At 61.1% G+C, this 21,589-nt stretch carries 20 protein-coding genes; 15 read left to right on the top strand and 5 right to left on the bottom strand.

All coding sequences use genetic code 11. The features are described 5' to 3' along the window. Positions 1-79 precede the first annotated feature (79 nt). Both R1T44_RS10455 and R1T44_RS10450 read left to right on the top strand, forming a co-directional pair. Positions 80-472: an ectoine synthase gene (locus tag R1T44_RS10455; protein WP_043334232.1), complete on the top strand. Its 393-nt coding sequence runs from the start codon at positions 80-82 to the stop codon at positions 470-472. Between the two features lie 275 nt (positions 473-747). Continuing rightward, complete coding sequence (locus R1T44_RS10450) at positions 748-2,643, top strand: EAL domain-containing protein (RefSeq protein WP_284726082.1); 1,896 nt, start codon at positions 748-750, stop codon at positions 2,641-2,643. Between the two features lie 76 nt (positions 2,644-2,719). On the opposite strand, the gene R1T44_RS10445 is transcribed toward R1T44_RS10450, so the two are convergent. Beyond that, positions 2,720-3,304, bottom strand: a complete 585-nt coding sequence (locus R1T44_RS10445) for a DUF3833 domain-containing protein (RefSeq protein WP_284726083.1) — start codon at positions 3,302-3,304, stop codon at positions 2,720-2,722. Between the two features lie 1,236 nt (positions 3,305-4,540). Here R1T44_RS10445 and R1T44_RS10440 point away from each other — a divergent pair. The 3 genes from R1T44_RS10440 to R1T44_RS10430 all read left to right on the top strand — a co-directional run bounded on the left by R1T44_RS10440 (position 4,541) and on the right by R1T44_RS10430 (position 8,054). Then, positions 4,541-5,371 (top strand): ATP-dependent zinc protease family protein, encoded by an 831-nt coding sequence (locus R1T44_RS10440; protein WP_054556656.1) that lies wholly within the window; start codon positions 4,541-4,543, stop codon positions 5,369-5,371. 102 nt (positions 5,372-5,473) lie between these two features. Next, positions 5,474-7,036, top strand: coding sequence for an inactive transglutaminase family protein (locus R1T44_RS10435; protein WP_043334234.1), 1,563 nt, complete (start codon positions 5,474-5,476; stop codon positions 7,034-7,036). 1 nt (position 7,037) lies between these two features. Then, complete coding sequence (locus R1T44_RS10430) at positions 7,038-8,054, top strand: alpha-L-glutamate ligase-like protein (protein WP_043334235.1); 1,017 nt, start codon at positions 7,038-7,040, stop codon at positions 8,052-8,054. Positions 8,055-8,195: 141 nt separating this feature from the next. On the opposite strand, the gene R1T44_RS10425 is transcribed toward R1T44_RS10430, so the two are convergent. Continuing rightward, the gene (locus R1T44_RS10425; RefSeq protein ID WP_317291958.1) at positions 8,196-8,909 is read right to left on the bottom strand and encodes a DUF1826 domain-containing protein; all 714 of its coding nucleotides are present in this window, start codon (positions 8,907-8,909) and stop codon (positions 8,196-8,198) included. Positions 8,910-9,192: 283 nt separating this feature from the next. On the opposite strand from R1T44_RS10425, the gene R1T44_RS10420 reads away from it, so the two are divergent. The 9 genes from R1T44_RS10420 to R1T44_RS10380 all read left to right on the top strand — a co-directional run bounded on the left by R1T44_RS10420 (position 9,193) and on the right by R1T44_RS10380 (position 16,313). Further along, a complete protein-coding gene (locus R1T44_RS10420) occupies positions 9,193-9,660 on the top strand; it encodes a Fur family transcriptional regulator (protein ID WP_043334236.1) in 468 nt (155 codons plus the stop codon). A gap of 59 nt (positions 9,661-9,719) precedes the next feature. Further along, positions 9,720-11,057, top strand: coding sequence for a dihydroorotase (locus R1T44_RS10415; RefSeq protein ID WP_317291957.1), 1,338 nt, complete (start codon positions 9,720-9,722; stop codon positions 11,055-11,057). Positions 11,058-11,133: 76 nt separating this feature from the next. Continuing rightward, positions 11,134-12,324, top strand: coding sequence for a metal ABC transporter solute-binding protein, Zn/Mn family (locus R1T44_RS10410; RefSeq protein ID WP_317291956.1), 1,191 nt, complete (start codon positions 11,134-11,136; stop codon positions 12,322-12,324). Positions 12,325-12,436: 112 nt separating this feature from the next. Continuing rightward, positions 12,437-13,267: a metal ABC transporter ATP-binding protein gene (locus R1T44_RS10405; RefSeq protein WP_082388762.1), complete on the top strand. Its 831-nt coding sequence runs from the start codon at positions 12,437-12,439 to the stop codon at positions 13,265-13,267. 78 nt (positions 13,268-13,345) lie between these two features. Then, positions 13,346-14,170 (top strand): metal ABC transporter permease, encoded by an 825-nt coding sequence (locus tag R1T44_RS10400; protein WP_043334239.1) that lies wholly within the window; start codon positions 13,346-13,348, stop codon positions 14,168-14,170. 95 nt (positions 14,171-14,265) lie between these two features. Next, positions 14,266-14,712, top strand: coding sequence for a phosphoribosyl-AMP cyclohydrolase (gene hisI / locus R1T44_RS10395; protein WP_225346678.1), 447 nt, complete (start codon positions 14,266-14,268; stop codon positions 14,710-14,712). Positions 14,713-14,749: 37 nt separating this feature from the next. Next, positions 14,750-15,031, top strand: a complete 282-nt coding sequence (gene yidD, locus R1T44_RS10390) for a membrane protein insertion efficiency factor YidD (RefSeq protein ID WP_206752250.1) — start codon at positions 14,750-14,752, stop codon at positions 15,029-15,031. Positions 15,032-15,180: 149 nt separating this feature from the next. Further along, positions 15,181-15,582 (top strand): MbcA/ParS/Xre antitoxin family protein, encoded by a 402-nt coding sequence (locus tag R1T44_RS10385; RefSeq protein ID WP_052384668.1) that lies wholly within the window; start codon positions 15,181-15,183, stop codon positions 15,580-15,582. Then, on the top strand, positions 15,579-16,313 hold the full coding sequence (locus tag R1T44_RS10380) for an RES family NAD+ phosphorylase (RefSeq protein ID WP_225346677.1): 735 nt from the start codon (positions 15,579-15,581) through the stop codon (positions 16,311-16,313). The genes R1T44_RS10385 and R1T44_RS10380 overlap by 4 nt, the downstream gene beginning before the upstream one ends. Positions 16,314-16,511: 198 nt before the next feature. Here the strand turns inward: R1T44_RS10380 and R1T44_RS10375 are convergent, their stop codons facing one another. Together R1T44_RS10375 and R1T44_RS10370 are read right to left on the bottom strand one after the other, a co-directional pair. Then, positions 16,512-16,943 (bottom strand): SufE family protein, encoded by a 432-nt coding sequence (locus R1T44_RS10375; RefSeq protein WP_054556665.1) that lies wholly within the window; start codon positions 16,941-16,943, stop codon positions 16,512-16,514. A 112-nt stretch (positions 16,944-17,055) separates the two neighbouring features. After that, on the bottom strand, positions 17,056-18,318 hold the full coding sequence (locus R1T44_RS10370) for a tyrosine-type recombinase/integrase (RefSeq protein WP_225346676.1): 1,263 nt from the start codon (positions 18,316-18,318) through the stop codon (positions 17,056-17,058). A gap of 482 nt (positions 18,319-18,800) precedes the next feature. Between R1T44_RS10370 and R1T44_RS10365 the strand changes: the two genes are divergently transcribed. Continuing rightward, on the top strand, positions 18,801-19,766 hold the full coding sequence (locus R1T44_RS10365) for a DNA-binding protein (RefSeq protein ID WP_284726084.1): 966 nt from the start codon (positions 18,801-18,803) through the stop codon (positions 19,764-19,766). A gap of 189 nt (positions 19,767-19,955) precedes the next feature. Here the strand turns inward: R1T44_RS10365 and R1T44_RS10360 are convergent, their stop codons facing one another. Beyond that, the gene (locus R1T44_RS10360; protein WP_043334244.1) at positions 19,956-21,362 is read right to left on the bottom strand and encodes a PhoH family protein; all 1,407 of its coding nucleotides are present in this window, start codon (positions 21,360-21,362) and stop codon (positions 19,956-19,958) included. Positions 21,363-21,589: the final 227 nt, after the last annotated feature.

Genomic DNA, 21,589 nt, shown 5'->3' with positions numbered 1-21,589 from the left:
GCCCATCCAGGTCACTCCTTCGTTACGGTAATCGCCATCTGTCAACTGTCGATGTTAGGCAGCCTAGTGAGGAAAACACATGATCGTTCGCAATCTCGAAGAAGCCCGCAGCACCGATCGTCTGGTCAAGGCGGAGAATGGCAACTGGGATAGCACCCGCCTGCTGCTCGATGAAGATGGTGGCAAGTGTTCGTTCCACATCACCCGCATCTTTGAAGGCACTGAGACCCACATCCATTACAAGCATCACTATGAAGTGGTGTATTGCATGGAAGGTGAGGGTGAGGTCGAAACACTGGCCGATGGCAAGATCTGGCCGATCAAGCCGGGCGACATCTATATTCTCAACGAGCATGATGATCACCTGCTGCGTGCCACCAAGACCATGCACTTGGCCTGCGTGTTCACCCCGGGCCTGACCGGTAAGGAAGTCCATCGTGAAGATGGCTCCTATGCACCTGCCGAAGCCTGATCCGGTTATGTAATGAGTGAGGCGCGAAGCGCTGACCGCGGTAGAACATGAGTCATCCGGAAAGCCCCGTAGCCTTGCTGCGGGGCTTTCTGCGTGGTGGTGGTGAAAGACCACCCTGTGTGATTGCCGCTTAGCGGTGTGTGAAGGGATTTCCACGCTCAATTATCGTTAGTGGTAAGCTAGTTGCCGGCCCTGCCAGTCAACAGTCGAGACGAGTATGCTCAAGTAAGAACATGCGGTTATATCTCCTGGAAATTCCAATGAGGCAGTAGGCCATGGCAGATTCCATCCCTAAGACGACCCTCGCGCCCGGCGGCCGGCCTGGCTTCAGACCGGCGGCACCTCATCCGTGTGAAGAAGAACGTCTGAATAGTCTGCATTCTCTGCATGTATTGGATAGTGATCATGAAAAGCGTTATGACGATCTGACGCGCCTGGTCGCCGATATCTTTGATGTGCCCATCTGCCTCGTGTCATTGGTGGACGAAGACCGACAGTGGTTCAAGGCCCATTGTGGGCTGGATGCGCGGCAGACGGGCAGGGATCTCGCCTTCTGCGCCCACGCGCTGCATGAAGAGCGCTTTCTGGTCATCAATGATGCGCGCCAGGATGAGCGCTTCTTTGATAACGCCCTGGTGACGGGGCCACCGCATGTCTGCTTCTACGCGGGGGCCGTGCTGCGTGACAGCAGCGGCCTGCCGCTGGGGACTCTGTGCCTGATCGATCACAAGCCCCGTCAACTGGATACGGCCCAGCTGGAGCGGCTGGAGCGCTGTGCACTGCTGGTCGAGAACGAGCTCATCCAGCGTGATGCGTTGCTGGCAGAGCGCGCACGCGCCACCCTGCAAGCCAATATCGACCCTATCACCGGCTACAGTCTGCGTCGTCGCTACCTGCAGCGAATGACGGCTTGGCTGCAGAAGCGCGCCAGCCAGGGGGCGCTGCAGGTCATCCTGGTCAAGCTGCAGAATGCCGAAAGGCTGCGAAAGCAGCAGGGCGTCGACTTCTATGAAGGCGTGCTGCAATCACTGTCGCACCAGCTCAATGAAAACTTCGATGACGAGGGCCTGTTAAAGGGGCGCGTCAGTCACGACACACTGATGATCCTGTTGCCGCGTGATCAGGCATTGCACGGCATGCGCTGGCATCGCTTCGTGGAACAACCTTGGCTATTGCATCTCTCCGCCAACACCCGACCTGATTTACTGATCGGAGCAGGCACCTTCATCAGCGATGACATGTCAGGGGCGGAGCTGGTCGATGTGGTGGAAGAGGAGCTTGATTGTGCTAGTGAGTGGGCGCCGAAAGATAAGAGCGTTCAATTCGCAGATCTTACTGACAATCTAAATCTGCGCTTGGAGATGAACAACCGCTTTGCCCAAGCGCTGCGCGACAATGAGCTTTGCATCCACCTACAGCCCATCGTTTCTGCTGGCCGTCGAAGCCTCAGTGGTCAGGAAGTGCTACTGCGCTGGCAGGACAAGAATCGTTGGATCACACCCCATCAGATGTTGCGCATCGCCAGACATGCGGGGCTGGATGAGGAGCTTGATATCTGGGTCTTGCGCAGAAGTTGCGCTTTGCTGAGCCATTGGGTTTCGACTAGGGCGGAGGGGACTACCGTGTTGCCGCTGTCGTTAAACGTCACGGCGTCGCGTCTGGTTGGAGCCGAGTATATGGATGTTCTGCGGCGCGTTCTTCGCCTTTACAGACTCAAGGGAGATTGCCTTCGCCTTGATATCAGCGGTGTCGAGAGTTTTATCGCGACGCCGGAGCCCTTGGTCTCGGCGATGAAATCGCTGGCCAATGACGGCATCAGTTTCTGTGTCGACCGTTTCGGCCCTGAGCATGACAGCCTGCGCCTATTAAGCATGCTGCCCATCGCCAGCGTGAAACTGCATCCGCGCTGGATCAGTCTATTGCAGACCGATACGCGTCAGGGGCGTCTGTTGAAAGCCTGGACAGCGGCATTGCATGCCCTGGATATATCCGCCATCGCAGTTGGCATCGAACACTCACGCCATCGTCAGGCAATGGTTGATCTGGGCTTTGATCAATTGCAGGGATACGCTTTCGGAGAGCCGATGGCGCCAGATGAGGATTACGGTAAATGGAAGGCTAGGGTGGAAAGCTCTCTTGAGCCGCATGCTGATAAATCCGCCGACACATGATGACTAGGCTATCAGATGCTGGCGCTTATCAAGGACTGAGCCATCAAAGGCTCACGTTATTGCCGCGCAAGAGCTGTCATAGCGGCTCAGATGCCGGTGAGTCACAGGGACAACGCTGAAATGCCAGGGTGATATTAGCGGCTTCGAGCCCCAGTTTGCGCATCGAAGTCCGGTTCAGGATGCGGCCGTCCGGTTGCAGATACATCCAGTCATCCATGCTGAACTCCCAAGTACTGTCGTCGATCGGTACTTGAAGCACGTAGTTCATGCGCAAGGCATTACCGCGGGTCGTCGCTGTCGCTTCGCCCATCACATCCGCCGCTCGACCGATCCATTGGCGATCACCCGCAGGGGTAAAGGTCCAGCGGCGGTGTTGTGTCTCGCCATCGGCATAGACGAAGTCTTCCTCAAGAATCAGCTGGTTGCCTTGCATGCTGCCGATGACATCGACCACGAACCGCCGCGTCACCTCACCACGGTAATCTTGCACCATGCCCCAGCCACGCGTGTGGCCCAGGAAGTAGTCATCGATGCGAAGTTCAGGACCGCTGCCCGCGTAATCCTCTATCTGAGGCCCGCTACAGGCTGACAATCCCGCTGCCATGATCAACACTGCTGCGCGGCCGCTGATGCGCCGAAGGCGTCGAATGCCGTTGTGCATGAATCCAGCGCTAGCTGACAGACAGGACGGGATGGAGGGCATCGCTGACTCCGATTCGCGCCGACGCGTGAGTCATCACGGCGCGCGGCAAGGTTGAGTGACTAGATGAGCGGTGTGGGTCACATGTGGCTCGAATTATTCTACAACACTTGTGCGTTAATTCTATCAAGGACAAATTTTTTTCGCGCTCTTGGGCTAACGGGCTGTTTGCACACGGACTCTGGAAAAATGGCTTGGATTGCCTGGTGCGAGCTCAAGTGGATCGTGATCCTTGCCGTCGCTGATGCAAGCGACAGGTTCAACTCGCTGGACTTGGCCCGACGACTCGACCTGATAGACCTGACCTGATGGACCAAAGCAACTGACCATACGGGCGCCCAGGATCACTCATGAACCCGCACACCTCGTAGTTCGTATAATATATATTATGTTAAATACGGTAGTTCGTGAGCGTGCTCAAGCTGCATACGTCGGTGCCTTGTTCATCCGGGCTTTGTTCATCCGGGCTGTGTACGTCAATGCTTGAGCGTCGATCTTCAGGCACCTGACCTCCTCCGCGTGCATGACAGCTTCTGCATAGCTGCTTGTGAACCTCAGGTTCTGCTTGTCAATGAAGTCAGTCGATAAAGTCAGCCGATGGAGTCAGTCGACGTTCCCGCCTATCTTTTGCTGAGTGGTCTGCATTTGATCAGTTTGGCGACAGTCTGACTCGCTTCGTTGGCGGGCTCTCATCCGAGATCGTGTCACTACCATGCTGTGATCCCGCGTTGATGATGCGCTGATATCCTGAACAATGCGCAAACAGTGAGGTCTGGCTGTGCAAACTGCCGCGAAGGCTGCTCCTGTCTGGGGGCTGGATTCCATCAAGGTTTTCGTCACCTGAAGGCGACGCAAGCCAAGCTGGCGTTATACGTCCAGCCAGCTGACAGCGGCCCTGACCCACGCCTGGCGGGAGCTCGTGTGGTCTGTCCTCGACTGGCGACAGAAAGTGATCGCTACGTTGGTGAATCGCAGGCAATGGCTCGGCGTCAGGTGCTGAAACATGGACAGTCACCATTCGGGCTACGTATGATCGCCCCCAGTAACGCTTCGGTGCTATAACGCCCAAGCTATACAAGGGAATACCCAGGCATCGTCGGGTCAGTGTGCTGACTGACTGACGATGGACAAGAATTATGTCTGCCGTTCACACAGGTTGTAGAGCGGCAGCAAGGCTGAACAGGAACCTTCTCCCCTATGCTGATCCGCAAGCTGCTATTGCCTGTTACCTTGACCAGTGTCGTCGTCATGGCCGGCTGCGTCCCGGCACAACCGCAACCGCAGAAACCGGTATTGACGCCAGATGCCTTTTCACAGCGCATCGATGCCCTGCAGGAGCAGCTGGCAGGCCAATGCAACGTCCAACAGCAGCAACTTGCCGACCAGCAGGCGCTGAGCCGCTCTCTGCGTCGTGACGTGCGAGAAGTCGGCAGCCAGCTGCGCCAGATCCATGCCGAGATGGAGCAGCCCGCACAGCCGCAGGCCGTGGAAGCCTGCAAGGCCGTGACCGACAACCCCATCCTCGACAAGACCCTGCTTGGGCGCGTCGAGTGGGTTGGCTTCCCGACCATCAGCAGCTACTTCAAGGCACGCATCGATACCGGTGCCAATACCTCGTCGCTGTCGGCGCGTGATATCACCGAATTCGAGCGCGACGGCGCCAAGTGGGTCAAGTTCAAGCTCGCACTGCGGGATGACGGCAAGTATTTCGTGTCAGGCGATCGTGACAAGTGGGTCGAAGCCCAGGTCAGCCGCACGGTGACCATCATCCAGGCCTCCGGCCGCGAAGAGCGTCCCGTCGTCAGCCTGCTGATGACGCTGGGTGACATCAAGCAGAAGGTCGAGTTCACCCTCAATGATCGTCGTGATCTCACCTATCCGGTATTGCTGGGCCGTCGCTTCATGATGGACATCGCTGCGGTGGACGTCAGCCGTACCTTCATCAATGCACGTCCGGAGTACCCGGGCAGTGCCCCCAGTAACGAAGCGGCCAAGGACGAGGACCCGAACGAAGGCAACCGCGACTGAGTGGCAAGCGCCCTCCTGTCTCCTCTGCCCGGCTTCGCTGCCTGACATGGCTCGGTGCTCCACCGAGCCATCATGACTGCTCCAGACATTTCAAGGACTCCCATGTCGCGTTTTGCTTTCTATCTTCTGGTCGGCCTGTTGATGCTGATCGGTGTGGGCCTGACCGCCTATCGCCATATTTCGTTTGATGTGCCCTGGGTGCCCGGTGCACAGCAGAAAGTGTGGGATATCGAAGCCCAGGTGGCCTTCACGGCCACTGGCGGTCCGGTCAAGGCGTCGCTGGCGCTGCCGGAAAACCAGAAAGGCTACAGCGTCCTGACCGAGAACACGGCGTCCTCGGGCTTCGGGCTGTCCTATCTGGATGACCTGCCGGGCCGTCGTGCCGAATGGTCGATCCGTGAAGCGGCAGGCTCGCAGCTGCTGTATTACACCGTGACCATGCTGGAGTCCGACAACGCGACGCCTGCGGCCATCAAGCGCCTGCCGGCCCCTCAGGAAGTCTCCTGGGAGCGTCCCTACGATACCGCCGCGGCCCAGGTCATCGATCAGGCCCGTGAGCGCAGTGCCGATTCCTTTACCTTCGCACGTGAGTTGATCAAGCAGTTCGACAATCAGCGTCAGGGCGAGAATGCGCGCCTGCTGCTGACCCAGTTCGAGCGTCCCGAGCTGATGCTGCGCCTGCTCAATGAGGCCGGTGTCAGTGCGCGTCTGGTCAGCGGCCTGAGCCTGGAAGACGGTCGTCGTCGCCAGACGGTCTCGTCCTGGTTGCAGGTCTTCGCCGAAACGCCGCAAGGCAACGAGGCGGTGGATGTCGAGGCCGCCGATGCTGAAGACATCAACACCGACTGGGTGCTGATCAACCCGGAAACCGGCAAGCAGGGTGAGCCGGACAACCTGCTGCTGTGGGAAGGTCGTGGCGCGCCGATGCTGGAAGTCGAAGGCGGCGTGAATTCCCGTGTCAGCTTCTCGATGATCCGTCACAACGAGCCGGCGGCCGTCGCGGTGCGCAACAAGCTGGCCAATGACGAGCTGCTCAACTTCTCGATCCACTCCCTGCCGCTGGAAGAGCAGGCGCTGTTCAAGACCATCCTGCTGATCCCGATCGGCGCGCTGGTCGTGGTGCTGCTGCGTGTACTGGTCGGTCTCAAGACCTCCGGTACCTTCATGCCGGTATTGATCGCCCTCGCCTTCATCCAGACAAGTCTGGTGACCGGCTTGATCGGCTTCCTGCTGATCGTCGCGACGGGCCTGGTGATCCGCAGTTACCTGTCACGGCTCAACCTGCTGCTGGTGGCGAGGGTCTCGGTGGTCATCATCACGGTGATCGCGATCATCTCCATCTTCTCGGTACTCGCCTATCGCTTTGGTCTGAACGCCGGCCTGACCATCACCTTCTTCCCGATGATCATCCTGTCGTGGACTGTCGAACGCATGTCGATCCTGTGGGAAGAAGAAGGTCCCAAGGAAGTGCTCAAGCAAGGTGGTGGCAGCCTTCTGACCGCCGTGCTGGCCTATCTGGCGATGAACAATCCGTGGGTGCGTCACCTGACCTTCAACTTCCTCGGTCTGCAACTGGTGCTGATGGCCTTCATCCTGCTGCTCGGCAACTACACCGGCTATCGTCTGCTGGAATTGCGCCGCTTCAAGCCGCTGACGGAGGATTGAGATGCTCTCGTCATGGCTGAATCGCTGGTCGCGCAACTGGACCACGCCGGGCGCCTTGCGCGCCCGGGGGGTTGTCGGCATGAATCGCCGCAACATCGGGTATATCTCGAAATACAACGACCGCCGCCTCTATCCGCTGGTCGATGACAAGCTGCAGACCAAGCTGCTGTGTCAGAAGTACGGCCTGGCCTCGCCGGAGATGATCGGCAAGGTCGCCAGCCAGTTCGAGGTCGAGCGCGTCGTCGACATGGTGCGCGATCACGCGGGCTTCGTGATCAAGCCGGCCAAGGGCTCAGGCGGCAAGGGGATCCTCGTCATCGAGCACCATGATGGCGAAGAGTATGTGAAGCCCAGCGGCGCGCGCATCACGCGTGCCGACATGGAGCGCCACGTCTCCAACATCCTGTCAGGGCTCTATTCGCTGGGCGGCTCTCCGGACGTGGCGCTGGTCGAAGGCTTGATTTCCTTCGATCAGGCCTTCGCCGAGTTCACCTATGAGGGTGTGCCGGACATTCGCGTCATCGTCTTCAAGGGCTATCCCGTGATGGCGATGATGCGCCTGTCGACGGCGGCCTCGGATGGCAAGGCCAACCTGCACCAGGGCGCGGTCGGTGTCGGGCTGGATATCGGCAGTGGCTGGGCGGTGCGCGGCGTGCAGTACGATCGCCCGCAGTTCGCGCACCCTGATACCGGGCACGATATCTTCTCGCTCAAGGTGCCGCAGTGGGACACCCTGCTCGAGCTGGCTGCCGGCTGTTACGAGATGACCGGACTTGGGTATCTGGGCACCGACATGGTGCTGGATCGTCGCCATGGCCCGATGCTTCTGGAGCTCAACGCCCGACCGGGGCTGGCCATCCAGATGGCCAATGGCGAGGGCCTGCGCAAGCGGCTCGAGCTGATCGAGCGTCAGCCCGACGGCGTGCCGGTCGCCGAGCGTGTCGCCTTTGCGCGCAAGCACTTCTCGCGCAGCAAGGAAGATGTCGCCAATGTCGGCATGGCGCCCATCGCGGACTGATGCCGGTCTCCCTGGGCCTGCCGAACGACTGTTCTGCTGACCGATGCCTTGGTTGATCGACTGCTCCAGTGTGTGGAAAGACAGAAACACCCCGCCTTGGCGGGGTGTTTCTGTTTGGTGAGTCGCAAGCGAAGCCTTTGCTCAGCCGGGGTCCATGCTCAACATCAGGCGACTACCATTGGGCACCACCGGTGAGCGATGGATCAGCCCTCGCCCTTCGTTGCCCGGCCAGCACTCGCCCTTGAGCAACGCCAGGCTGCCCGGGCGCAGTTCATGTATCTCGCCGGGGGCCAGGCAGATGTCCTGATGGCCGGGTTGGCCGTGGCCCAGCGCCAGTCTGTCGGCGGCATGGTCCGGCAGCCACTGGGTGCCCGGGCCGTCGTAGGTCGTCACCAATCTGACCGGGATGCGATCGACATGAAAGCGCGGGCACATGGCGCTCTGAGTCATCTCCAGTCGCATGCCGATATCCTTGACCTCGAAGAGCTCGCCCATGGCCTCACCCAGCACACGGATATCCTCTATCAGCGCAGCCCCGGCATCCGGTGCCGGAAGGTAGCGCTCCAGCGCCTCACGCAGATCACTGATCGGGCCGCGCCAGCGCATGCGCAGCGGGTAGGCACCCGAAGATTGAGCCTTGACCGCCATCTTCAATGCCGCATCGATGCGGCGTTGCATCACGGCCAGGCTGATGTCGGGGTCGAAGATGGCTCCCAGGTCATGTGCCTCGTGACCGATATTCCAATGGCTCGCAGGCCTTGGCGCCGACGCGAGGGTCGAAGGTGACGAACTGGCTGCCAGGCGTGGCTCGGGCCGTGTGTGAAGGGGTGGGTGCAGCGCCTCGAACTGGGCCATGAATTCCTCCTGTCAGGATGGTCGCGGGTCTATCACCGCGACCAGAAAGCGATAATTGTTATGTTATATCATATTGATCGCTTGTCCACGCTTTCATGTCGGCCCCTGCGCCGTGCGTTGCCTTTACGTGACTCACACGGCCCCGATGCCTTTGCCGGTGGCCCGTCATGGCCCATTTGCCCTAGAATAAGCATCTGGTCATTCAGGCTGCGCGCTGACGCACTTGCCCTCATCGCGCTTGACGCCTTTTGACATCCGGGATTCACGACACTCAGGATTCTTCATGCCAGAGCCACTTTCGCTGATCGACCAGGCCGAACGTCAATGTCTGGCGCGCGGTGTGCGATTTACGCCGATTCGGCGACGTGTACTGGAAATGATCGCGACCAGTCATGGCGCACTCAAGGCGTATGACCTGCTGGATCAGCTCGCCAAGGAACATGGCGCTGCCCGCCCTCCCACGATCTATCGTGCACTGGACTTCCTGCTCGAACAGGGCCTCGTCCATCGCATCGAATCACTCAATGCCTACCTTGCCTGCCACTGCCCGGAACATCAGCACGGCTTTCAGCTGTTGATCTGCCGCGGCTGCGGTCGTGTCGAGGAAATGCATGATGACGATCTCGGCACCCGGCTAGTCGCCAGCGCCGATCGCCATGGTTTCTCGATCGAACGTCAGACCATCGAACTCGAGGGGCGTTGCCAGGATTGCACCTCTCAGGCAGCTGCCATGGCAGAAAACGCTCAGTGAACGGCGCTTGCGAGCGCTTTTGATACGATATAACATTTGCTTCCCACGGAGGACGTCACATGCTGGACATCCGCATCTCACAGGCGCAAGTCGTCAACGAAGGCACCATTTCCACTCAGGATGTGGGCATCAAGGACGGGCGTATTCACGCCATCGGCAGCGACCTGTCTCACCTCGATGCACGCGAAGTGATTGATGCCGCCGGCCGCCATCTGCTGCCGGGCATGATCGATGATCAGGTGCACTTCCGTGAGCCGGGCCTGACCGCCAAGGGCAACATCGCCACCGAGTCTGCTGCTGCCGTGGCCGGGGGGATCACCACCTTCTTCGACATGCCCAACGTCAAGCCGGCGACCCTGGACAGCGATGCACTGGAAGCCAAGTTTGCCGTGGCGGCCGGTCGTGCCCATGCCAACCATGCCTTCTATCTGGGTGCCAGCAACGACAACCTGGAAGCGATCAAGACGCTGGATCCGAACCAGACCTGCGGCATCAAGATCTTCATGGGCGCCTCTACCGGCAACATGCTGGTCGATGATCCGGAGATTCTCGAAGGCATCTTCAAGCATGCACCGACGCCCATCGTCACGCATTGCGAAGACACGCCGATGATTCTCGAGAACGAGGCGCGCTGGCGTGAGCGTTTCGGGGAAGACGTGCCCTTCTCCGAACACGGCCTGATCCGCTCGCGCGAAGCCTGCATCAAGAGCTCGCGTCTGGCGATCGACCTGGCAACCCGCAACGGTACCCAGCTGCATGTCCTGCACCTGACCACCGCCGAGGAAATGGCGCTGTTCAAGGCCGGCCCGATGAAGGGCAAGCAGATCACCGCCGAAGTCTGCGCGCACCACCTGTGGTTCAGCGACGCCGATTACGACACCCGTGGCAGCCTGATCAAGTGCAACCCGGCAGTGAAGACCGCCGAAGACCGTGCCGCCCTGCGCGCTGCCGTGATGGATGGCCGTATCGATATCATCGCCACCGATCACGCACCGCATACCTGGGAAGAGAAGCAGAACCCGTACTTCAAGGCGCCTTCCGGCCTGCCGCTGGTGCAGCATGCCCTGCTGTCACTGCTCGACCAGGTTCAGGACGGCATCTATGACCTGGCGACCCTGGTGCAGAAGACCAGCCACAACGTGGCGGATCGCTTCTCCATCGTCGATCGCGGCTATATCCGTGAAGGGGCCTTCGCAGATTTCGTGCTGGTCGACCTCAATGGCGAGACCAGCGTCACGCGTGACAACGTGCTCTACAAGTGTGGCTGGAGCCCCTTCGATGGTGTGACCTTCAAGGCGCGTATCGATGCGACCTTCGTCAACGGCGTGAAAGCCTATGACGGCAAGACCGTCAATCCGGTGGCCAACGGCCAGCGACTCTCGTTCAACCGCGGCTGATGGCGGTCCTGGCGTGCCGGTTCTCGGCACGTCCTGCCCGCATCATGCCGTGATCACTAGCAAAGGAAGTGGTGTCATGAGTATGCATGCGGGCTCTCCCCTGGCGTCTCGCCAAGTGTTGTGTGAAAAGCTGCTGTCCCGGGTCCAGCGCACGCTGGGTCTGCGGGCTGCGCGTGCCCTGCCGCTGAGTGTGCTGGGCGCGCTTTCCGCGTTCGCGACGCCTGCCGCCCACGCCCAGGACAGCGCCCCTCTGCATGTGGCCGTCAGCGTGCCGCCCATCGCGTGGATGGTCGATCAGCTGGCCGGTGGGCATGTCGAGATCACCACGCTGGTCAAGCCGGGCGACAGCCCGCACGCCTACGACCCGACCCCGCGCCAGGTGGCCGAGCTGTCGACGGTTCCGCTCTATCTCGCCATCGGTGTGCCCTTCGAGCAGGTGTGGTTGCCGCGCCTGGTGAAGAACAACGCCGAGATGCAGGTCGTGCATCTGGAAGAGGGTCTCAACACACGTCACTTCGGCAGTGGTGAGGCGCATGACCACGGTCATGATGAAGCGCATGCTCATGAGCAGGACGCGCATCACGATGGTGATCACGACGATCATGATGAGCACGACGAGCATCACGACGAGCATGCTGATCATGAGGCCCACGAAGAGCATCACGGCGAGCACGAAGGTCACGAAGAACATCACGGCGAGCACCACGATGAGCACGCTGATCATCAGGAGCATGGTGCCCAGCATGACGAGGATGAGGACCTCGGCGAAGCCGACCCCCACCTCTGGCTGGACCCGCAGCGCATGCAGACCGTCGCCGAGCGTGCCGCCGAGGTGCTCGAGGCACGCCTGCCACAGCATGCCAGCGAGATCGATGCCAATGAGCAGCGTCTGCTCAAGACTCTGAGCGAGCTGGATGCGCAGATCGCTCAGACGCTGGCCCCCTACAAGGGCCGCAACTTCCTGATCTTCCATCCCAGCTTCGGCTACTTCGCGGACCGCTACTCGCTCGAGCAGCATGCCATTGAAGTCAGTGGTCGTGAGCCCACGCCGCGCGAGATGGCCACGCTGATCACGCGTGCCAAGGATGAGAACATCGGCACCATCTTCGTCTCGGGGCAGTTCTCCCAGACGGCGGCCAAGCGGATCGCCAGCTCGCTGGAGGCCGAAGTGGCCGTGCTGGACCCGCTGGCAGAGGACTATCTCGACAACCTGAAGCACGCCACCGAAGCGCTGAAAGCGGGTTTCGAGTTGACTGACAGCCAGTAATTGCCGGCCGGGTATTGCGCATATCGTCTGATCTTGCACAATGCCCTGCCCCATCGAAAAGTCAGACGGGCGCTCATGCGCCCTTCTGCGTTGCAACGAGGTACCTTACGTCATGGTCAGCCCCATCTCCGTCGCGCGCCCGCGCACGGACAGCCATCCGGAGGCGTCAGCCACCGGGCGCAGTGTCGGACCGGTCTTTCGCCCGGTGCCGGCAGATGCACCGGATGCCATTGATATTCGCGGCGTGACCTTCCGGTATGGCGAGCAGGTCATTCTCGACGATGTCGACTTTCAGGTCGGCGCGCGCGAGATAGTGGGACTGATCGGGCCCAACGGTGGCGGCAAGAGCACGCTGCTCAAGCTGATACTCGGTCTTCACAAGCCGGCGGCTGGCTGTGTCCGGGTGCTGGGGCGCACGCCCAAGGCCGCCGCGCGCCATATCGGCTATGTGCCGCAGTTTGCCAACTTCGTGAAGCGCTTCCCCATCCGCGTGGAAGATGTCGTGCTGATGGGGCGCCAGGGGCGTCGTCGTCAGTGGGGTCCCTGGCCACGCGCGGACCGTGAGGCGATCGGTGCGGTGCTGGAAGAAGTCGGTATCAGTCATCTGCGCCGTCGGCATATCGATGCCCTCTCCGGCGGTCAGCTGCAGCGTGTGCTGATCGCCCGCGCCCTGGCGGCCGAGCCTCAGCTATTGCTGCTGGATGAGCCCACCGCGAGTGTCGACAGCGATGGCGAGCGCTCCCTGTTCGAGCTGTTCAATCGTCTGGCCAATCGCATGAGCGTGGTGGTGATCAGTCACGATCTCGGTTTCATCAGCGATTACGTCGATCGGGTCGCCTGCCTCAACCGCAAGATGATCGTCCATGACACCGAGACGCTCACCGCTGAATCGATCGAGCGACTCTATGGTGAAAACGTCCAGATGATCCATCACCATCACTGATGTCGCGGCCGGTGACTGTCCGTCTGGCCTGTTTCACTTCCTTCACGTCGCCCGCTCTGCGCTCTAGGCTTACATTACATGAATTTCATCACCGCCCTGGGCAGCCAGGATTTTCTCCAGAACGCCCTCTTCGCCGGCCTGCTGGCCAGTCTTGCGGCCGGTCTGGTCGGCCCCTATGTCGTGGTACGCCGCATCGGCTATCTGGCCGGGGGTATCGCCCATACCGTGCTTGCCGGCATGGGGATCGCCTACTTCATGGGCGCAAGCCCGCTGGTCGGCGCCTTCATCAGCGCCATTCTCGCCGCCCTGCTGATCGGTTACATCAGTCTCAAGGGCTTTGATCAGGAAGACACCGTCATCGGTGCGCTGTGGGCCATCGGCATGGCCACCGGCATCCTGTTCATCAGTCAGACCCCGGGTTACAAGGTCGACCTGATGAGCTACCTGTTCGGCAACCTGCTGCTGGTGCCCGCGGATGCCATCGGCACCCTGGCCTGGATGGTGGGAGGTCTGGCGCTGGTGTTGCTGCTGGTGCATCGCCCGCTGACCGCGGTGATCTTCGATGAAGAGTTCGCGCGTCTGCGGGGCGTGCCGGTCAAGACGCTCTACCTGCTGCTGCTGGTGATGGTGGCGATCACCGTCGTGCTGCTGTTGCAGGCGGTGGGCTTGATCATGGTGCTGGCCTTGCTGTCCTTGCCTGCCGCGCTTGCTGGCCATCATGCCCGCTCACTGGGCATGATGATCGTGATCGCGAGTCTGGCGGCCATGGCCTTCACCACCGGTGGGCTGGCGCTCTCATGGCAGTTCGACCTGCCCGCCGGCGCGACGATCGTGCTGGTGGCCGGTGTCGCCTACCTGCTGTCGCTCATCTGGCGCAGCGCCCGTGGCGGGCTGCGTCGCTGATTCGCGGCTTGTGATACTGATACTGCGTGAGCCCCTGCCAGCGTGACATGACGCTTGAGGGGCTTCGATATGGACTCTGCAAGGAAACACCCTCGATGGCACAGGATGAACTGCTCAAATCGCTGGAGAATGCCGATATCGGCGAGAAGGTCGCGCTGGAGACACTGATCGCCGCCTTGCCCTGGAATGGCGACGGCCTGATTCCCGCCATCGCGCAACAGCATGACAGCGGTGAGGTATTGATGATGGCGTGGATGAACGCTGAAGCCCTGCGCGAGACGCTCTCCACCGGTCGCGTGTGCTACTTCTCACGCTCGCGCAGCAAGCTGTGGCGCAAGGGCGAGAGCTCGGGCCAACAGCAGAAGCTGGTCAGTACACATCTGGACTGTGATGGCGATACCCTGCTGGTCAAGGTCGATCAGACAGGTCCTGCCTGCCATACCGGGCGCAAGAGCTGCTTCTACTGGCGCCTGGATGCTGAAGGTGCCGAGATTACCGATGCACCGATCATTGACCCGAACACCCTGTATGGCAACGCCTGAACGTCGCCACTCCCTCAGGCGCGGCGTGACGTCGGTCATGACGCGCCTGCTGACCGGCTTGCTGCGCGGCTATCAGCTGGTGCTCAGCCCGCTGCTGGGGCCGCGCTGTCGCTTCTATCCTTCCTGCTCCAGTTACGGACTGGAGGCCATCAAGGTGCATGGGCCCCTCAAGGGGTGCTGGCTCACGGCCAGGCGTCTGTCGCGCTGCCACCCGCTGGGCGGGCCGGGTGGCGTGGACCCTGTGCCACCGCGCAAGGGTCACGCCTCGTCTGCCAGCTGCTGTGATGCGCATGATCAGGACGACGCGCCCAGGCCTTGAGGGCATACGCCTTGTGAGTGACTGGGTCGAGTGCCCTGCGAGCGGCGGAGTCTTGCGGCTGGCTGTACGCATGTGAAGTATTTCTGTGTTATTATTCACATGTGTATGGCGTCAGCTGTGACGCCATCGTCAGTCAGCAGGAGAATGTCATGTCCACCGCAGCCGCCCTCGATCGTGTGTCCCCGACCAGCCCCAGTGCGGGCCGCGTTGCCCTCAAGTCCTTCTTCAACATCATGGAGAAGTGGCAGTGCAGCGCGGCGGATCAGCGCGTGCTGCTGGGGGGCATCGGTACCACCACCTATCACAAGTATCGCAAGCTGCCGGAAGTGCGCCTGCCCAACGACACCCTGGAGCGTATCTCCTACGTGATGGGGATTCACAAGGCCCTGCGCATCCTGTTCAGCAATACGCCCGAGATGGCCCATGAATGGGTACGTCGCCCCAATCGTGCGGCGCCCTTCAATGGCCAGAGTGCGCTGGACTACATGCTGGCCGGTCAGGTGGTCTCGCTGGCCGACACCCGCCGTTATCTCGACGGAGTGCGTGGATGAGCGAATGGACGAGCGAAGGCAAGCATGTCGATGACTCCGCCCTTCCCGCGCTGACGCTGCCGGACTGGCAGAACGCCTGGCGCGTGATCTCCAGCGCCTTCCCGCCCATTTCGGTATTCGAGGATATTCTCGAGCCTGATGAGCTGGAGATGGCGTTTGCCATCGAGGCGCTGACCAATGACCGTCTGCGCGAAGAAGCCGGCGAGCTGAGCCGTGTCGCGCCGCAAGACCGCATCAGCGGGCCGGGTTCCACGCCGGTGATGGCAGCCTTCACGCACATTGGGCGTGCCTCGCGCTTCACCGATGGCAGTTTCGGGGTCTATTACTGCGCCAGTACGCTGGATACCGCGATCAGCGAGACTCGCTTCCACATGGCACGCTTTCTGGCCGATACTGCGCAGCCCAGTCAGGAAATGACCATGCGCAGTTACGTCAATCGCGTGACGCAGCCACTGCATGATATCCGCGAGGGCCATGACGCCCTCTGTCAGCCAGACATGGCCAGCTACCCTGCCGGCCAGGCCTTTGCCGCCAGGTTGCGAGAGGCTGGCAGCTTTGGCCTGCTCTACCCCAGCGTGCGCCACGCTCAGGTGGATGCAAGCGCCGAGTGCGCTGCCATCCTGCGTCCGCCGGCGGTCAGCATCCCCATTCAGGGGCCACACCTGCGCTATGTCTGGGATGGTCAGCATCAGGCCATGACGCATGTGCTGGAGGTGCGCGAGCATCGCTGAGGGTGTGCAGACGCCCTGCCGAACGACCTGAGAAAGCCCTGAGAAATTCTTGAGAAAAACCCAAAAAAGACGCCCGCCATTCCGCTCGAAATCTCGAGACTGGAATGGCGGGCGTCTTGCGTTACTCGTGTCGGCCCAGACCTTAAGCGCCAGAGCTAAAGCGTCAGGCCTGAAGCATCAGAGCTAAAGCGCCAGGCCTCAGGCGTTGGCGTGCAGCTCGGCGACGCCGTAGATACGCTTGAGCATCGCATGCAGGCCGTTGGAGCGCGTCGGCGACAGGTGCTTGTCGAGGCCGAGCTCGTTGAGGAAGGTCGGCTGGGTGGCGACGATTTCCTGCGGCGTCCGGTCGTTGTAGATGCGCAGCACCACGGCGATCAAGCCTGCCACGATGGCGGCGTCCGAGGTCGCCTGGAAATGCAGGCGCTGCTCGCTGCCTTCGCCACGCACTTCAGGATGAATCCAGACGTTGGACTGGCAGCCGTCGATCTTGGTCTCAGGGCCTTTCAGCGCTTCCGGGTATTCCGGCAGCGCCTTGCCCATGTCGATGATGTACTGATAGCGGTCCATCCAGTTGTCGAAGAAGCTGAATTCCTCGACCAGTTCCGCCTGCGCTTGTTGCGCGTCGCTCATGCTGACTCCCGATGATGTCACTGCAAAGTGTCTGAAGATACGCTGTCGCCATGATAACGCCTGACCTCGCCGGACGCACGGCGCCTTCGGGCATGAGCGCGTGTGGCAGCGCTCATGAGTCGTGTTCTGGCGCCTCAGGCGGATGGCCTGGCGTCGCCAGCGAATGTCTGGCCATCTGCTGCTGCCACTCGCTGTCCTCGGCGTGCAGGTAGCGCGATGTCGTATCCAGTCGCGAGTGTCTGGCGGAGCGCGACAGAAAGCGCAGCTCTACCCCGGCCTGTGCCTGATGGGTGATCGCGGTGTGGCGCAGCCAGTGAGGGCTTGCCTGATCGAGGGTGCGTGCCATCAGCTCGCTGGCGTCGCCAGGACTCTGGATTCGCTGGCGCATGTCAGCGGCAGCCTGTGTGAATGTCTGCTTGATCAAGCGGTAGAGCTGGTTGTCGCCGAGCGGTGTCGTGCCATCCAGGCGCGCCAGCAGCGGCAGCGACTCGTCGGCGGGCAGCACCTGCGGCAGATCACTGAGCCCGCGCAGGCGTCGCCAGCGAACCAGCGCCTCGAGCATCGGCGGCGGCAGCGGAATCTCGGCCAGCTTGGCCCCCTTGCCTATCACGCGCCACCACCACTGGCCTTCCCGTTTGACGATATCGCCCATCCTCGCGGCGGCCATCTCCGCGATGCGTGGCGCCATCAGATAGGCGAACGCGAACAGAAAGCGCTGGCGCTCGGCCACGAAGCGCTCGCGGGACACCTCATCCTCAGGTGAAGCACCGAGCGGTGTCAGCTCCTCGCAATGCGCTTCGATACGCCCCCACAGCCAGTCCCATAGCGGGCGCTCGAGATAGCGTTCGATGCGCAGCGTGCGGTTGTCCATGCGCCGCTTGTCGCGCATTAGGCGGAACGGATTGCGTGACAGGTAGCCGGCCTCGATCAGCCAGGCATACATGCCCTGCAGGATCACCAGGCTCTGACGGCGGCTGGCGGGGGCCAGCGGGCCGCGAAAGGGTCGCCACTGCGGATGCTTGCGGGCGCGCACGCTGCCGATCCAGACCTCTGCAGGCTGAGGGTCGGCCAGAAACGCCTCGAAGTGCTCGAGGCGTTCGCGATCCAGACTGGCCAGGGCAGATTCTCTGCCCTGCTCTCCCTCGGCCTTGAGCCATAGCAGCAGGCGCTCCGCCTCCTTGCGGTAGGCGCGCAGCGTCTGAGCGCTGTGGCGATATTCGTTGAGCCAGGCGGCCACGGCTTCGACATCCGTGCGGGCGCGAATCAGTGAGCGTTCGTCAGCGGCCGTCAGCTGGGCATGCTGATGCGCTCTGGATAGCTCGCCCTCCAGATGTCCGACCAGCGCCGTGATGCCGTCATGCGTGCTTTCTTCCACCGATCAACTCCCGTTGCAGCATCTTGGCTGTATATGGCCCGTCTGGGGCGTCATATCAGGCGTGCGCCGCTCTGTGGCGCCCCTGTCCTTCTCTTGTCTGCCCTTCCCTGTTCTGTCCTAGCTTGGCCTGTCCTTGGGGCTGATTGTGACGTTACGACCATGATAATTCAAGATAAGGCGCGTAATCATGAATTTATAGTTCTATCCGTATCGTAAATTACGTATTACGTAATATGTAATTATCTTTATCTTGTCAGAAAACATCGCTAAGATAGGCGCCATGCTGATGACAGGCTGACGGCAGAAGAAGGCGAGCGGCATCCAAGGTATTGCTCTCGCCAGATGGCTTGGCCCATCCGCTGCCTTTACGTGTATGAGAGCGCGTGCTGGAGAGTGGTAGTTGGCCGCGCTTCGTGGCGTAATGGCGGTCAAGCAGCAACGACTGACGACGTATCAATGACGGACTACGGACGGAGATTCCCATGGCGCGCACTGGCGTCCAGTACGAGGATGTACAACGAGCCATCGAGTCACTGATGGCACGGGGCGAGGCCCCGAGCGTGCAGAAGATTCGTGAAGTGCTGGGGACTGGCAGCTTCACCACCATCAGCGATCACCTGCGTGACTGGCGCCAGCGGCGCGCCGAGAAGCGTGATGAGCCGCTGAGCCAGACCATGCCTGACAGTCTCACCGAGACCCTGGCCACGGTCTGGAAGGAGGCGCAGTCACTGGCCAATGAAAGCCTGGTGCACTATCGCCAGGAAGCGGACAAGCAGACCGTCGAGGCGCGTGAAGCCGAAGCGCAGGCACAGCGCCGCGCGGAAGATGCCGAACAGCGCCTCAGCGCCCTGTCCGAGCAATTGGCCCAGGTGCAGGCGCGCCTTGAAGAGCGTGTGCAGGCCCTGGCGACGTTGACCAATGAGCAGGAACATTGGCAGCAGTTGCAGGACAAGCTCGAAAAGCGCCTGACCCTGGCCCAGGAAGACATCGCGGCCATGGAGCGCACGCGCGAAGTGGACCATGAGCGCCATCAGCAGACGATCCAGGCGCAGGAAAGCGAGTGGAAGGAGCGCCTCGCACAGGAAGAGGCGCGCCATGAGGCCAGTGAAACGCGCCTGATGAAGATGCTGGATGATGCGCGCCTCGAGAAGAGCGAGCTCGACAAGCAGCATCGACGTCGTCAGGAGCAGCTCGAGAAGCGCGTCGAGCGTCTCGATGCCCAGGCAGCCGAGCAACGCAAGCAGCTGCAGGAAGAAGAGCGTCGCCGCTTTGAGGAGACCTCGGCTCGCCAGCAGCGCGAGACGGAGCTCAAGGACATGCGCGCGCAGCTGGAGCACTCCTCGGCGGAATACTCACGCCTGGAGGCCCAGCTGGGGCAGCTGACGCATGAGAACAAGCTGCTCAAGGAACGCCTGGCCTTTGCGCCCTTGCCGCCCTTCGTATGCTGAAAGCCTTGCCGAGTGATCGCCACGCACTTGCGGCGTGATGATCTCCATGACTGACGTGATGCAATGCACACGAAAACGCCGCCCTGATGGGCGGCGTTTTTTGTCAGTGCTGTTGAGATATCAAAACCGTCAGTGTCGTGATGGCGACGCCATCGGGTGAATCAGGTTGTCAAAAGTGTGGCGAACATCTCACAGCAGCTCTTCCGCGACCAGCGCCAGACGTGAGCGCTCGACGCACTTGAGTGTCACGTGACTGGCATGCGGCCATGAGCTGAAGCGCTGCACTGCCACCGCCAGGCCGCAGGTGTTGGCGGTCAGATAGGGAGTGTCTATCTGGCCCACATTGCCCAGCAGTACCACCTTGGTGTTGGCGCCCGCCCGTGTCAGCAGGCCCTTGAGCTGCTTGGGCGTCAGGTTCTGGGCTTCATCGATGATCAGGAAGGTATCGCTCAGCGTGCGGCCACGCATGAAGGATGGTGAACGAATCTGGACACGATTGCCGATCCAGGCGCGCGTGGCCTCCTCGTTCCAGGCGCTGGTGCCTTCTCCCTCCTTGCGCAGCAGGTTGTCCATGTTGTCATGGAAGGCTCCCATCCACGGCGACATCTTCTCTTCTTCGGTGCCGGGCAGAAAGCCGATCTCTTCGCCCATCGCGATCGGCGCGCGGGTGAAGATGATGCGCTCGAAACGCTTCTTCTCCAGTGTCTGCTCGAACGCGGCAGCCAGCGTCATGTAAGTCTTGCCGGTGCCTGCACTGCCCGCGATCGACACCATGTCGACGCTGTCGTCCATCAGCAGGTTGAGGGCGAAGTTCTGGCGACTGTCATGGGCATTCACCCCCCAGGCGCTGCGCTCGTTGCGATAGTTCTGCAGCACTTCCAGGCGTGCATAGTCGTGCTCCAGCTCGCGCACGATGGCCTCGAAGCTGGCGCCATCATCCCCATCGCAATCCGCGATCAGCATGCCCGGATACCAGTCCTTGGGCATCTGGCCTGACAGCTCATAGAAGGTGCGATGGTGCTCGCGCGTGACGGTGACATCGACCTGCATGTCGTCCCAGACGCCCTGGCCGTCGTGGCCGGCCTCATGGAAGAGCTTGACGCCCTCGATCATGGCGTCGCTGTCGGTGAAGGCGCGATCCGTCAGATAGTCTTCCACCGCCATGCCCAGGGCGGCGGCCTTGATGCGTAGATTGATGTCCTTGGTCACCAGGATGACCGAGGCGTCCTGACAACGTGCAGACAGGCTGCGAGTCTCGGCGAGAATACGATTGTCGGCGCAGGCGTCGCTCTGATCGACATGGCCGGAAAGGAAGTGAAGGTTGCCCGCGCCATTCATGGAAGGCGGGAGCGGAATTCCACGCAGGATTTCCTGAGGTGTGACATCCGCGGTGAGATCGGACAGCGTACGGCTGATCTGGCGGGCGGTATGGGCAATCTCCTTGTTGCCATTCTTGTGCTTGTCCAGCTCCTCCAGCACCGTCATCGGAATGACGACATCATGCTCGTCAAACTGGAACAAGGCTGAGGGGTCGTGAATCAGCACGTTGGTATCGAGGACGTACAGACGACGGGACTGCTTCTCGACTCTTACCATTGGCGACATGCCTTCCGTTGGAGTGTGCCCCTTGAAGCTAGCATGATGAATATGTCGATCGTGTTGCAAAAACGCGTTCATATTTCACGCTAGCCTTGCAGACAGGTCACGCAAGGCAGGCGCATACTGTTGCTCCCTCATGAAATGCCCTCTTGCCTGGTGCCTGACAGCATCATGCTGAGCAGCGCCACCTGGCAGCAGAGAGAGCCAGCCGCGCCGCAGGCAAA

The sequence above is a fragment of the Cobetia amphilecti genome, assembly GCF_032923285.1.
Taxonomy (GTDB): Bacteria; Pseudomonadota; Gammaproteobacteria; order Pseudomonadales; family Halomonadaceae; genus Cobetia; species Cobetia amphilecti.
This window is presented reverse-complemented; position numbering and strand designations above follow the sequence as displayed.